At 72.3% G+C, this 12,929-nt stretch carries 13 protein-coding genes and 1 pseudogene; 8 read left to right on the top strand and 6 right to left on the bottom strand.

The features are described 5' to 3' along the window. The first annotated feature begins 23 nt into the window (after positions 1-23). From sodN to ACGFW5_RS31285, 4 genes are all read left to right on the top strand, one after another. Positions 24-419 carry a superoxide dismutase, Ni gene (sodN, locus tag ACGFW5_RS31300; RefSeq protein WP_361386951.1) on the top strand — a complete coding sequence of 132 codons (396 nt, stop codon included), beginning with the start codon at positions 24-26 and terminating at the stop codon, positions 417-419. Positions 420-587: 168 nt separating this feature from the next. Further along, on the top strand, positions 588-1,412 hold the full coding sequence (locus ACGFW5_RS31295; protein ID WP_393837700.1) for a hypothetical protein: 825 nt from the start codon (positions 588-590) through the stop codon (positions 1,410-1,412). A gap of 69 nt (positions 1,413-1,481) precedes the next feature. Next, the gene (cpt, locus tag ACGFW5_RS31290) at positions 1,482-2,036 is read left to right on the top strand and encodes a chloramphenicol phosphotransferase CPT (RefSeq protein WP_393837699.1); all 555 of its coding nucleotides are present in this window, start codon (positions 1,482-1,484) and stop codon (positions 2,034-2,036) included. A 131-nt stretch (positions 2,037-2,167) separates the two neighbouring features. Continuing rightward, on the top strand, positions 2,168-2,578 hold the full coding sequence (locus ACGFW5_RS31285) for a glyoxalase/bleomycin resistance/extradiol dioxygenase family protein (protein WP_393837698.1): 411 nt from the start codon (positions 2,168-2,170) through the stop codon (positions 2,576-2,578). Between the two features lie 22 nt (positions 2,579-2,600). Here the strand turns inward: ACGFW5_RS31285 and ACGFW5_RS31280 are convergent, their stop codons facing one another. The 6 genes and pseudogenes from ACGFW5_RS31280 to ACGFW5_RS31255 all read right to left on the bottom strand — a co-directional run bounded on the left by ACGFW5_RS31280 (position 2,601) and on the right by ACGFW5_RS31255 (position 8,995). Further along, positions 2,601-2,957, bottom strand: coding sequence for a GntR family transcriptional regulator (locus ACGFW5_RS31280; protein WP_393837697.1), 357 nt, complete (start codon positions 2,955-2,957; stop codon positions 2,601-2,603). A gap of 184 nt (positions 2,958-3,141) precedes the next feature. Next, complete coding sequence (locus ACGFW5_RS31275; protein WP_393837696.1) at positions 3,142-4,176, bottom strand: DUF1648 domain-containing protein; 1,035 nt, start codon at positions 4,174-4,176, stop codon at positions 3,142-3,144. A gap of 204 nt (positions 4,177-4,380) precedes the next feature. Next, positions 4,381-4,806, bottom strand: a pseudogene (locus tag ACGFW5_RS31270) (DUF6304 family protein); the annotation flags it as partial. A 126-nt stretch (positions 4,807-4,932) separates the two neighbouring features. Further along, positions 4,933-6,156 carry an MFS transporter gene (locus ACGFW5_RS31265; RefSeq protein WP_393837695.1) on the bottom strand — a complete coding sequence of 408 codons (1,224 nt, stop codon included), beginning with the start codon at positions 6,154-6,156 and terminating at the stop codon, positions 4,933-4,935. A 330-nt stretch (positions 6,157-6,486) separates the two neighbouring features. Further along, entirely contained in the window at positions 6,487-7,521 is a 1,035-nt protein-coding gene (locus tag ACGFW5_RS31260) for a family 2 encapsulin nanocompartment cargo protein polyprenyl transferase (RefSeq protein WP_393837746.1), read from the bottom strand. A gap of 76 nt (positions 7,522-7,597) precedes the next feature. Next, the gene (locus ACGFW5_RS31255) at positions 7,598-8,995 is read right to left on the bottom strand and encodes a family 2B encapsulin nanocompartment shell protein (RefSeq protein ID WP_393837694.1); all 1,398 of its coding nucleotides are present in this window, start codon (positions 8,993-8,995) and stop codon (positions 7,598-7,600) included. A 177-nt stretch (positions 8,996-9,172) separates the two neighbouring features. Between ACGFW5_RS31255 and ACGFW5_RS31250 the strand changes: the two genes are divergently transcribed. The 4 genes from ACGFW5_RS31250 to ACGFW5_RS31235 all read left to right on the top strand — a co-directional run bounded on the left by ACGFW5_RS31250 (position 9,173) and on the right by ACGFW5_RS31235 (position 12,533). Next, complete coding sequence (locus ACGFW5_RS31250; RefSeq protein WP_393837693.1) at positions 9,173-9,616, top strand: RrF2 family transcriptional regulator; 444 nt, start codon at positions 9,173-9,175, stop codon at positions 9,614-9,616. Positions 9,617-9,706: 90 nt separating this feature from the next. Then, positions 9,707-10,897, top strand: coding sequence for a globin domain-containing protein (locus ACGFW5_RS31245; RefSeq protein ID WP_393837692.1), 1,191 nt, complete (start codon positions 9,707-9,709; stop codon positions 10,895-10,897). Positions 10,898-11,050: 153 nt separating this feature from the next. Then, positions 11,051-11,641, top strand: coding sequence for an N-acetylmuramoyl-L-alanine amidase (locus ACGFW5_RS31240; protein ID WP_393837691.1), 591 nt, complete (start codon positions 11,051-11,053; stop codon positions 11,639-11,641). A 10-nt stretch (positions 11,642-11,651) separates the two neighbouring features. Beyond that, entirely contained in the window at positions 11,652-12,533 is an 882-nt protein-coding gene (locus tag ACGFW5_RS31235; RefSeq protein WP_393837690.1) for a 1-aminocyclopropane-1-carboxylate deaminase/D-cysteine desulfhydrase, read from the top strand. The last annotated feature ends 396 nt before the right edge of the window (positions 12,534-12,929 follow it).

The following is a 12,929-nucleotide window of genomic DNA, read 5'->3' as shown; positions in this document are numbered from 1 at the left end:
CGATCACGAGGAAGGACAGCTCAATGCTTTCCCGCCTGTTTGCCCCCAAGGTGAAGGTCAGCGCGCACTGCGACCTGCCCTGCGGTGTGTACGACCCGGCCCAGGCCCGCATCGAGGCGGAGTCGGTCAAGGCCGTGCAGGAAAAGTTCCAGGCCAACGAGGACGCGCACTTCCGTGCGCGTGCCGTGGTCATCAAGGAACAGCGTGCGGAGCTCGCGAAGCACCACGTCTCCGTGCTGTGGAGCGACTACTTCAAGCCCCCGCACTTCGAGAAGTACCCCCAGCTCCACCAGCTGGTCAACGACACCCTCAAGGCCCTCTCGGCCGCGAAGGCGTCGACCGACCCGAAGACCGGCGAGAAGGCGCTCGAACTCATCGCCGAGATCGACCGCATCTTCTGGGAGACCAAGAAGGCCTGATCTCCCGTCGGGCCGTCCGATCCGCGCTGTGCGGGACGGGCCGCCTGTCTGTCCGCACCCGGTCCGCGGGGCGCCGCGCATGGCGTCCTTGACGGAGCGGGTGCGGACTTCTTTTTCTGGGCGCAGGCGCACGCGGGCACGCGGCGGGCGGCCGCCTACGATCGCGCCATGCAGCCGCTCCACTTCGAGCCCGTGCGCGCGCACGGGCTGATGGCCCATCATCACCTTCCCGGTGACCGCACGGTCGTGACCCGCCACTGGCCCGGCCTGTTCCGGACCTGGCCGGAGGGGGAGGGGCCCACGCCGTTCAGTGAGTACGCCGTGAACAACAACAACGCGGAGGAGGTCGCCGTCTATGCGGGTCTGGTCTGGCGCCTCACCGAAGGGCTGACCCGGTACGCGATTCCCGCCTACTGCCGGTACGACGCCGAGCGGCTTCTGGCTCAGGAGCCCGTCCTCGTCGACTGGGAGTACGAGGTCGATGCCGAGCAACTGACGGCCACGTCACGCGACAAGGGCTTCGTGCCCGGCCGTTCCGCTCGGCGGCTCGGTCCTGGACCGCGTGACGGCGGCGCCGCGCACGACCCGCACGCCGGCCTCTTCCGCCTTGTCACGCCGCGCGACCTCGTGGGCCTGCTGCACGCGGTGCTCGTCGACGCTTCGGCCGAGATCACCGTCTTCGCGGTCGAACCGGGCCAGGACCGTCACACCGACCTGGTCGGCGCCCTGCGTGGCGCGAAGCGCCCGGACCTCGCGGACGTCATCGCGGGGCGGGAGCTGTTCGTCGACCTGACCATCGGGTCCGACGTGGGGAACCACGACTCGATCATGGTGGCCTCGCACGCCGACGTCGGGCCCCGCCTCGCAGGCCTGGCCTCGGACTACCGCCGCAGAGTCACCGCTTACGAGGACCGGGCCGACAGCCTTTCCGACACCGCGGCCTTCCTGCGTGCGATGCCGTCGCTCACCGGGGTCGGTCTGGATGCCCGGTGAACGGCGGAGCGGGCGGGCCCGGGCGAAATCCGGTTGGCCCGCGAGGGGGCTTCCCCTACGTTGGCCGCCGTGACGGATGAGACGCGTGTGCCCCGGTATCAGGTGATCGTGCTCAATGGGGGGTCCAGTTCCGGCAAGTCCGGGATCGCCCGCTGTCTCCAGGCGGTGCTGCCGGGGTCCTGGCTGACGTTCGGCGTCGACTCCCTGGACGTGGCGATGCCCGCCTCCCTCCGCGGCGGCGACGGTCTTGAGATCGGGCCGGACGGAGAGGTGACGGTCGGCCCCGAGTACCGGCGCATCTCGGACGCCTGGGCGTGCGGTGTCGCCGCGATGGCGCGGGCCGGGGCCCGGGTCGTGCTCGACGAGGTGTTCCTTGACGGCGCCGACGGCCAGAAGCGCTGGCAGCACGCCCTCGACGGTCTCGACGTGCTCTGGGTCGGGGTGCGCTGCGACCCCGGGACCGCGGCCGGCCGTGAGGCGGCCCGGGGCGGCCGGGTGCCCGGCATGGCCCGGCGGCAGGCCGATGTCGTGCACACCGCCGTACGGTACGACGTCGAAGTGGACTCCGCCCGCGCGGAGTCGATGGCCTGCGCCGAGCTGATCGCCCGACACCTCGCCCCCTGACGCCTCCCCCCGACACCTCCCTGACGCCGTGGGCCGGGGCGGGCGGCCGGATCCCGGGGTCGCGTGGGTCGCCTCCCCGCGTGACCGCCCGCACACCGCGGAAGGTCACCTTCCGGGTTAGGTTCGACGGCATGGAACCTCTGGAGCCTCCGTACCCCCGGCTTCTCGTCGACCGCTACGAACCGGCCTTCCGCTTCTACGACGCCGTGCTTCCCCAGCTCACCGGCTGCACACTCGCCCGGGGCAACTCCGCGTCCGGCTACGCCAGTTGGGATGCCCCGGAGGGTCGCACGGCGCTGGCGCTCTTCGCCAGGTCCACGATGGTCTCCACGCTGGGCGAGGACCTGGTGCCGAGTGGCGGCGCGTCCCTGGTGATCCACCTGGCGACGCGGGAGGCTCTGGACGGCGCGGTCGCGCTGTGCACCGAGGCGGGCGGCACCGTCGCGGCCCCGGCGCGGGACCTGCCGCAGTGGGGGCCCGGCCTGCGAGCCGCGCATCTCCTCGACCCGGACGGACATTTGGTGGAGCTCCAGACGTACTGAGGAGTTCGGCCCTTCGGCTCCCTTACGCCAGGCCCTGCCTGACGAGTCCCACCACTTCCTCCTCCGTGAGCCCCAACTGGCGTGCCTGGTCGACCAGTTCGCGCACCTTCAGCATCAGGGCCGCCCGGCCTCCCGCCCCGGAGCCGCCCATGACGACCGCTCCCCTGCCCCGACGGAGTTCGATCAGGCCCTCGTCGCGCAGGCGCTGGTAACCCCGCAGCACCGTATGGAGGTTGACGCCCAGGGAGTCGGCCAGGGAGCGCGCCGGAGGCAGTCGCTCACCCGGGGCCACCTTGCCCTCAGCGATCGCGCGGCGCACCGAGGCCGCGATCTGGTCGCCGAGCGGCTGCGGCGAGGCGGGGTCGACACGGAAGAGCATCAGGCTCCCTTCGGCTCTGGGTGAGGCGGGGCGTGGAGAGTTACGGGCATCCCAGCACGCACCGGCAGTACGGGCAGCCCAGCATGCACCGAACGTACGGGCAGCACGGGCGACGCCGACAACGCTGGCGGCGTCGGCAGCACAGCATGCACAGGCAGTACGGGCCGTACGGGCCGCACCGGCATCAGCCTCCCACCCCCGCCCGCTCGGCCAGCGTGTTGAGCAGTGCGGCCGCCGTCGCCGAGTCGTCCACCGTCACCGCGAACTCCCGCCCGTCCGCGCGCCGTACGACGATCGCCTCGCCCGAGCGCAGCATCAGCCCCGACTGGCCCGGCCGGAACCGGTAGCCCCACCCCCCGTACTCGTCCCAGATCTCGATGTTCCGGCTCATCGCGCGGTCGATGTCGGACAGCGGTATCCGGATGCGCGGCCAGGGCAGTGCGGTCGGCCGCGCGGTCAGGCCGTGCCGGTCGACGGTGACGTAGGGGCGGGAGAAGGCGAGGCAGAGCAGCCCGCCCGGCAGCGCACCGACCGCGTAGGCCGGAGCGCCGGTGAACAGCAGGACCACGCCCACGGCGAGCAGCACCGCCCCGACCACGTACAGGACCGGCGAGGGTGCCCGCCGCGTCCAGCCGGCCGCCTCCCCCTCCGCGAGGTCGAGCCGCGTGGAATCGCCCGGTTCCGAGGGCTGGGCGGGGGCCGGCCGCGGGAAGGCCGTCGGGAGCAGTCGGCCCACGAGCGCCGCGAGCGCGCCGGCCCCCGCGCCGATGGCGACCTGCCAGAGCGGCATCCGCACCCGCACCGGGTCGCCTGCGTCGGCGTTGACGAAGAGCACAGCGATCAGGAGGTAGCCGATGAGTCCAGCGGCGGCGCACCCGAGCGTGTTCAGCCAATGGGGCCGCCGCGCGGTCGGACCCGCAGTCGTCAGCGCCATCAGGGCCCACAGGACTGCGAGCCCGAGGTGCATGACGACCACGAGGACCAGGTAGGAGGTCTGGGACGCGGTTTCGTCGGAGTGGCCTCGCGCGGTGAAGTGACTGGCCATCGGGTCGGGCAGCCGGTCGCGCAGAACCACGTACGCCGTCAGGTCGGCGACCGCAGCCACCAGGAACGGCAGCGCGGCCACGAGCATGGAACGGTAGCGGGCACGGTTCATCGACGGCTCCTCCTCGCTCGCGATTCCTCGCGTCTTGTTTGCATAGTAGTAGAACAATGCCATGCGGCGGGGGGTGGGGGGAAGGAGACGGCGTCCCGGGTGCGGGCGAGAGCGCGGCGCCCCGGAACGCGGGGCGGGTGAGAGCGCCGCGCCCCGGAACGCGGGGCGGCCGCCGTGCACCACGGAGTCCGAAGGACTCCCCGATGCGCGACGGCCGCCGGAGGAACAGCTGGGGGACGTTGGGGGTCAGATGGCGTCTAGGGGCGAGGTCTGGAGGCGGGAGCCTGAGGGGAGTTGACGTCGGATGTCGTCCAGTACGGAGCCGAAGTCGAGCTCCGCACGGCCGCTGGCGTACACCGCTCCCCCGAAGTGCAGGGCGACGCCGAGGTCGGGCTCCGGCGGTTTGAGGGAGAGCAGACAACTGAGCGTGGCCTGCTGAATGGCGCCGTCGTCCGACGAGACGGGGACGGGCATGTCCCATTCGAGTACGAAGTCACGCAGGTTGCCGTCGTCGAGCGCGAAGGTGCCGCTCTCCGCCGGTATCCCCGGCACCGGGCCGAGCGAGTCGAAGCTCGCTCCCGCGAAGTCGACCCCCCTGATCCGGGTCCGCAGTTGCGTCCCGTCCGTGGTGATCGTCAGCGCTTCTGATCCTAGGCGGTCCCGATACCAACCCGCCCATGACTGTGGTGTCATGGGCGGAGATTAGCGGCGTACCCTGCCGTTCGTCACAGGGGGTGACCGAAATGGGCGTTACCGCTTCCTTGTGCACTTCGGCGTACGCTTCGGCACGGCTGGGCCGGAACAACGACCCCGTCGGCCTCAACTGACGCTCAGGGCGGCCGGGTTACCGCGTTCGGCCCAGCGGACTGCCGGGCCCAGGGCGAGGCCCGCGCCGAGGAACAGGGCGCCGAGCAGCAGCCAGCCGGGCGTGCCCCAGTCGACGACGAGCGCGGTGAGCAGCAGCGGGCCGAGCATCCTGGCCAGCGGCACACCCATGCCGAAGAAGCCCTGGTACTGGCCCTGTTGGTCGCCCTGCGCGAGGTCGAAGCCGATCTGCCAGGCGCCCGCGGACTGCATCATCTCGCCGGCGACCTGGAGCGCGCCGGCGAGGAGCAGCACGAGCACGGCGGCCCAGGCGGGCGCCCCGGCGGCGCTGAGGGCGAACACCGCGCAGGAGGCGAGCATCAGGACGCCGCCGCGCGCCACGGTCCGTACCGCGCTGGGCAGATCGCGTACGGCGGACGCGGTACGGACCTGGAAGAGCATCACCGCGCCGGTGTTGAGCACGAGCAGCGCGGACACCACCCAGCCCGGCGCGTCGGTACGGGTGACCGTCCACAGCGGGATGGCGAGGCTGATCAACGGCATCCGCAGCAGGAGCAGCGTGTTGAGGAGGGTGACCAGGGCGTAGGGCCGGTCGCGCAGCACCGCGAAGCGCGGGCCGCGGCCGGGGGTCGTGGCCGTGGGCGGGACCGCGGGCAGCCGGAGCAGGACGAGCGCGCAGAGCAGGAAGGCGGCGGCGTCCATCGCGAACACGGCGAGGTAGGCGCCGCGGGTGCCGTAGTGCAGTGCGACCCCGCCGACAGCGGCGCCGACCGCGAGCCCGGCGTTCAGCGTGGACTGGAGGTGGGCGAGGACGTGGGTGCGGTCCTGGCGGGCCACGAGTGCGGCCAGGAGGGCCTGGCGGGCGGCGGCGAGGCCGGTCTGTGCGGTGGCGTAGCAGCAGGCGGCCAGGACGAAGGGCAGGAAGCCGCGTACGAAAAGGAAGGCCCCGACCGAGGCGCCGGTGGCGACGGCGAGCAGGACGGCGACGGTGCGGGGGCCGCGCCGGTCGGCGAGCTGTCCCAGCGGCACCCCGGCGAGCGCGCCGATGGCCCAGGCGAGGGTGAGCCCGAGGCCTATGCGCGTGGGCGAGAGGCCCACGATGCGGCTGAAGTACAGCGCCGATGTGACCAGGAAGGCGCCGTCGCCCAGCGCGTTGACGAGCTGGGCGGCGGCGAGACCGCGGGCGGGGCCGGCCGGCGGCAGAAGGCGAAAGGGCATGCCCTCATCAAAGCAACCCGAATGGCCCGGCGTTGGTCCACTTGGATCCCGCTTCACTGGGCCACTTCGATGCCGGGCCGCCGGGCGCCATGGCGCAGGGTGCTCCCGTGCTGCCGTGCTGCCGTGCTCGCGTGCTGCCGGGCGAGCGGGTGCTGCCGGGCCAGCGGGCGCTGCCATGCCGCAGGGTGCTGCCGTCCCGCCGCGCTCGCGTGCTGCCGGGCGAGCGGGTGCTGCCATGCCGCAGGGTGCTGCCGGGCCAGCGGGTGCTGCCGTGCCCCAGGGTGCTCCCGTGCTGCCGTGCCGCAGGGTCCCGCCATCCCGCCGGCAGGCTCAGCGGTCGCGGCGGGTCACGAACTCGGCGAGGGCGAGCAGTTCGCCTGCCGCCGTGAGGTCGGGGACGGCGCGCGCGAGGTGGTCGACGGCGCGGGCCATCCGGTCGGCCGCGTGGATCTGGGCCCAGTCGCGCCCGCCCGCCCGGTCCACCGCGTCGGCGGCCCTGCCGACCTCTTCGGCTCCCATCGGCCCCCGGTAGAGCTCGGCGAGTTCGGCGGCAGCCGGGGTGCCCGAGCCGAGCGCGGCGACGACGGGCAGCGACTTCTTGTGCGCGGCGAGATCGGCGCCCGCGGGTTTCCCGGTGTGCCCGGTGTCGCCCCAGATGCCGATCAGGTCGTCGATGAGCTGGAAGGCGAGCCCGGCCTCCCGGCCGAAGGCGTCCATGGCGGCGACTTCCTCGTCACCCGCTCCCGCGTACAGCGCGCCGATCGCGCAGGCGCAGCCGAGCAGCGCTCCCGTCTTCGCCATCGCCATGGAGAGACATTCGTCGAGCGAGACGTCCTGCGGGCCCCGGCGCTCGAAGGCGCAGTCGGCCTGCTGGCCCGCGCAGAGTTCGATGACGCAGTCGGTGAGCCGGGCGGAGGCGGCGGTCGCCGCGGGGTGGGGGTCGTCGGCGATCAGGCGCAGCGCCAGGGCGAGCAGCGCGTCCCCCACGACGATGGCGTCGGCCGTGCCGAAGACCGTCCAGGCGGTGGGGCGGTGGTGCCGGGTGGCGTCCTGGTCGATGACGTCGTCGTGGAGCAGCGTGAAGGTGTGGACGAGTTCGACGGCGGTCGCCGCGCGCACCGCCGACTCCGCGCCGCCGACGCCGAGCGCCGCCGCGGTGGCGAGCACGAGGGCCGGGCGGATCGCCTTGCCCGCGTGGGCGCCGGCCGGGGCGCCGTCCGCCCGCTCCCAGCCGAAGTGGTACCCCGCGACCCGTCGCATGGATCCGGGCAACGACGCGACGGCGGCGCGCAGTTGGGGGTCGACGACGGTGCGCGTCCGCTCAAGGAGCTCGACGGCCTCGTGGCCCTCCATGGCTTCCGGCATTGCCAACGGGGGTGACCTTTCTCGAAGACGACGGCGGCATCGGGCGCACCGCGCGGGGTGCGCCCGGACCGGAAGCTCACCGCCAGCGGCTGACCTCGACGTTCTCCAGGACGCCCAGTGCGTCGGGCACCAGGATGGCCGCCGAGTAGTACGCCGTGACCAGGTACGAGATGATCGCCTGCTCGTCGATGCCCATGAAGCGGACCGAAAGGCTCGGCTCGATCTCGTCCGGGATGCCGGACTGCTGGAGCCCGATGACGCCCTGGTCGGCCTCGCCGGTACGCATACAGATGATCGAGGTCGTACGGGCGTCGCTGACCGGGATCTTGGTGCACGGGAAGATCGGCACGCCGCGCCAGGTCGAGATGCGGCTGCCGTTCACGTCGATGCTCTCCGGCACCAGGCCGCGCTTGTTGCACTCGCGTCCGAAGGCGGCGATGGCGCGGGGGTGGGCGAGGAAGAGCTTGGAGCCCCGGCGCCGCGACAGCAGCTCGTCCATGTCGTCGGGGCTGGGCACGCCGTCGTGCGGCTGGAGACGCTGGCCGTAGTCGCAGTTGGTCAGGAGGCCGAACTCCCGGTTGTTGATGAGCTCGTACTCCTGGCGCTCGCGCAGCGCCTCCACGGTGAGCCTGAGCTGGTGTTCGGTCTGGTTCATCGGCTGGTTGTACAGGTCCGCGACGCGGCTGTGGACCTTCAGGACGGTCTGCGCGACGGAGAGTTCGTACTCGCGGGGCGAGCCCTCGTAGTCGACGTAGGTGTGCGGGATGACCGCTTCACCGACATGGCCCGCGGACAGGTCGATCGCCGCTTCGCCGTAGGTGTTGGTGCGCTGCTCCGGCAGCCCGGAGACCGCCGTGAGGTGCGCGTTCAGCGACTCGGAACGCTCGGCGAGGTTGAGCACGTCGGCCCGGCCGAGTACCAGGACGGTGCACCCGGTGGTGGCGCGGAAGGTGCACTCCCACACCGCGTCGCCGGAGACCAGCGCCTGCTCGCCGAAGTACGCGCCGTCCGCGAGGAAGCCGAGCCCCGTCTCGTCGCCGTACTGGCCGGTGCCGACCTTCTCGACCCGGCCATGGGCGAGCAGGAACACCCGGTCGGTGACGTCGCCCGCGGTGGCGATGACGTCGCCCGCCGCGTACTCGCGCTGCTCGCAGCGGCCCGCGAGCTCGCCGAGGGCCGCCTCGTCCTCGTAGTCCCGCAGGGCGGGCAGCTCGCCCAGTTCCGCGGGGATGACGGCGACCTGTTGCCCGGTCTGGACAAAGGTGATCCGGCCGTCTCCCACGGAGTAGCTGAGCCGTCGGTTGACCCGGTACGTACCGCCCTGCACCTGGACCCACGGCAGCATGCGCAACAGCCAGCGGGAGGTGATCTCCTGCATCTGGGGGGCGGACTTGGTGGTGGTCGCCAAGTTCCGCGCGGCGGCTGTGCCGAGACTCTGCTGCGCGCGGTTCTCGGGACCTGCCTCGACCGACATGTGACTCCTTCTGAGCGCTCACGATCTTCAAGCTGAACTGCGCTGAGAACACTTTCATTACGGAGAGTCCCCGCGCCATTACTCAAATGGGTGGGATTGGAACACCGGCGGGCAGGGCAACCGGTCGGCCGGGCTCGGTAACTTGCCGCCCACATGCAAGTTACCTACGGTGCTCGCATGCGGCTGACGAGATTCACGGACCTGGCACTGCGCGTGCTGATGCGCCTCGCGGTCATCGAGGACAAGGACGGCCAGGCCCCGCCCACCACCCAGGGCGTCGCGGACTCCATGCGCATTCCGTACACGCACACCACGAAGGTCGTGGCCCGGCTCCAGCACCTCGGCCTCGTCGAGGCGCGCCGGGGCCGGGGCGGCGGCCTCACACTCACCGCGGCGGGCCACCACGCGTCGGTGGGCGGTCTGGTGCGCGAACTGGAGGGCCCGGGCGGCGTGGTGGACTGCGAAGGGGCGGCGCCGTGCCCGCTCGCCGCGGCGTGCCGGCTGCGCCGGGCGCTGCACCGCGCCCAGGAGGCGTTCTACGACTCACTCGACGAGCTCACCGTGGACGACCTCGTCGCCTCACCCACCGGCCCGCTCCTGATCGGCATCACCAGCCGCTGACACCCCACACCCCCGCCTCGGCCGACCGCTTCTCCTTAAATTAGAGTCTTAGATGCCAATTAGCTCGGCCACTGGACAAGGAGTCAGTCGATGCTGTCCGAGAAGTCGACCGCGACCGTACGAGCCACCCTTCCCGCCGTCGGAGCAGCCATCGGCACCATCACGGAGCGGTTCTACGACCGCCTGTTCGCCGCCCACCCGGAACTGCTCCGCGACCTGTTCAACCGGGGCAACCAGGCCGCCGGCCTCCAGAAGCAGGCGCTCGCCGGCTCCATCGCCGCGTTCGCCACGTACCTGGTGGCCCGCCCCGACGACCGCCCGGACGTGATGCTCGGCCGCATCGCCCACAAACACGCCTCCCTCGGCGTCACCGCCGAGCAGTACAAGGTCGTCCACCAGCACCTTTTCGCCGCCATCGTGGAGGTGCTGGGCGAGGCCGTGACCGCCGAGGTCGCCGAGGCGTGGGACGAGGTGTACTGGCTGATGGCGAACGCCCTGATCGCCATCGAGGCACGCCTGTACGCGGAGCAGGGCGTGCTCGCGGGCGACGTCTGGCGCGAGTGGACCGTGGCAGGCCGCACCGAGGAGACCGCCGACTGCGCCACCTTCCGCCTCCGCCCCGCCGACGGCGCGCCCGCCCCCGCCTTCAAACCCGGCCAGTACGTCTCCGTCCAGGTCGAACTGGCCGACGGCGCCCGCCAGATACGCCAGTACAGCCTCAGCTCGGCGCCCGGCGGCGAACTCCGCTCGATCACCGTCAAGCGCGTCGGGGGCGAGCCCGAGGGTGAGGTTTCCGGCCACCTCCACGCGCACCTGCGCGAGGGCGACCTGCTGCGCGTCTCGGCCCCGTACGGCGACCTCGTACTCGACGGGGGCGACGCCCCGCTGCTGCTCGCCTCGGCCGGAATCGGCTGCACGCCGATGCTGTCGATGCTGGAGCAGCTGGCCGCCACCGGCCACCGCTCCCCGGTGACCGTGGTGCACGCCGACCGCTCCCCCGCCGAGCACCCGCTGCGCGACGACCACGCGGCGCTCACCGCCAAACTCCCGGACGCCGCCGCCCACTTCTGGTACGAGAGCCCCGAGCCCGGCCACCCCGCGGCCCGCACGGGCCTGGTCGACCTGAGGTCGCTCCCGGTCCCGTCCGGCACCCGCGCCTACCTCTGCGGTCCGCTCCCGTTCATGCGCGCGGTACGCACCCAGTTGCTGGCCAAGGGCGTGGCTGCGGCCGACATCCACTACGAGGTCTTCGGCCCCGACCTGTGGCTGGCCCAGGCCTGACGCCGCAACTGGCTGCCGTCGCTGTCGCTGTCGCTGTTGCATGGACCGTCTGTCCGGATCGGCTCGCACGGCAAACCGAACAGATCGCCTCATAGCGGGAGTTGGGGTACAAGCGGTACGAGATGTTCCGCACCGCTCTGGAAGGAGGCGGCCATGGCCCCACCCATGTCCGCAGACCAGTTCCTCGCCGCCCTGCGCGCCGAGGGCCTCACCGTCGTCGAGGTCGGCCAGTGGCGCAGCCACAACCGGGCCGGCCACGGCGGCTGGGGCCCCGTCAACGGCGTCGTCGTCCACCACACCGCCACCCACGGCGCCGACGCCACGGTCCGCCTCTGCTACGACGGCTACGAGTCGCTGCCGGGCCCGCTCTGCCACGGCGTGATCACCAAGGACGGCACGGTGCATCTCGTCGGCAACGGCCGCGCCAACCACGCGGGCGCGGGCGACGGCAACGTGCTGCGGGCCGTGATCGCCGAGAAGCGGCTCCCGCCTCCGCTGACGAACGACACCGACGGGAACACGCATTTCTACGGTTTCGAGTGCGAGAACCTGGGCGACGGCAAGGACCCCTGGCCGCAGGCCCAGCTGACCGCCATCGAGAAGGCCGCAGCCGCCGTGTGCCGCCACTACGGCTGGACCGAGCGCTCCGTCGTCGGCCACAAGGAGTGGCAGGTCGGCAAGGTGGACCCGCGCGGCTTCAGCATGGACTGGCTGCGCGAACGCGTGCACGAGCACCTGAAGTGACAATGGGTGGATGAACCCCGAAACGCTCGCCCCCCGCCTCCCCTCCCCCTTGGAGGAAGCGGCGGACGAGCGCTTCGCGCGGCACGGCGTGCGCCTGCTCCTCAAGCGGGACGACCTGATCCATCCGGACCTGGTCGGCAACAAATGGCGCAAGCTGGCGCTGAACCTGCGGGCCGCGTCCGGCCGCCCCCTCCTCACGTTCGGCGGCGCCTACTCCAACCACCTGCGCGCGACGGCCGCGGCCGGGCGGCTGCTCGGCTTCCCCACCATCGGCGTCGTACGCGGCGACGAACTGGCCGGCCGCCCTCTCAACCCCTCCCTGGCGGCGTGCGCGGCGGACGGCATGCGCCTCCACTTCCTCGACCGCGCGACCTACCGCCGCAAGGACGCCCCCGAGGTCCTGGCGGGCCTCCTGGACCTCCTCTGCCCCGAGGCGTACGTCGTGCCCGAGGGCGGCAGCAACTCCCTTGCGGTACACGGCTGTACGGCGCTCGGCGAGGAGCTGCACGGGCTCGCGGACGTGGTGGGGGTGGCCTGCGGCACCGGCGGCACCCTGGCCGGCCTCGCCGCCGGCCTCGCTCCCGGCCAGCGGGCGATCGGCGTGCCGGTCCTGAAGGGAGGCTTCCTCGGCGAGGAGGTACGGGCCCTCCAGCGGGCGGCCTTCGGAGAGGTGCGGGGCGACTGGACACTTGACGAGCGCTTCCACTTCGGCGGTTACGCCCGCGTCCCCGCCGAACTGGACGCCTTCGCACGGGACTTCGAGCAGCGGCACGGGGTGGGAGTGGAGCGGGTGTACGTGGCGAAGCTGCTGTACGGGTTGCTGACGCTGGCGCGGGAGGGGGCCCTGGGCCCCGGCACGAGAGTGGCAGCCATCATCACGGGCCACCCGTGAACCCCCTCCGCCCGTGCGCGGCTGCCCGCGCCCCTGAACCCGCTTTCGGCTGCCGGCCGTGGTCGCTTCTCGCGCCGTTCCCCGCGCCCCTGAACCCGCTTTCGGCTGCGGGCCGTTGTCGCTTCTCGCGCCGTTCCCCGCGCCCCTTGAGAGGCCGGCCTTCGGGTGCCGGCCGCGGTCGCTTCTCGCGCAGTTCCCCGCGCCCCTGAACCCGCTTTCGACTGCCGGTCGTGGTCGCTTCTCGCGCAGTTCCCCGCGCCCCTTGAGAGGCCGGACTTTGGCTGCCGGTCGTGGTCGCTTGTCGCGCAGTTCCTCGCGCCCCTGGCTACTCGGTGCGGGCCTGCATGGGCATCTTCAGCCCGTCCGGCGATTGAGGACGAGCGCCGTTCAGGCGCG

Source organism: Streptomyces sp. NPDC048416 (genome assembly GCF_043200435.1).
GTDB lineage: Bacteria > Actinomycetota > Actinomycetes > Streptomycetales > Streptomycetaceae > Streptomyces.
The sequence above is the reverse complement of the archived record's forward strand: the minus strand, read 5'-3'. Positions and strand labels throughout refer to the sequence as shown.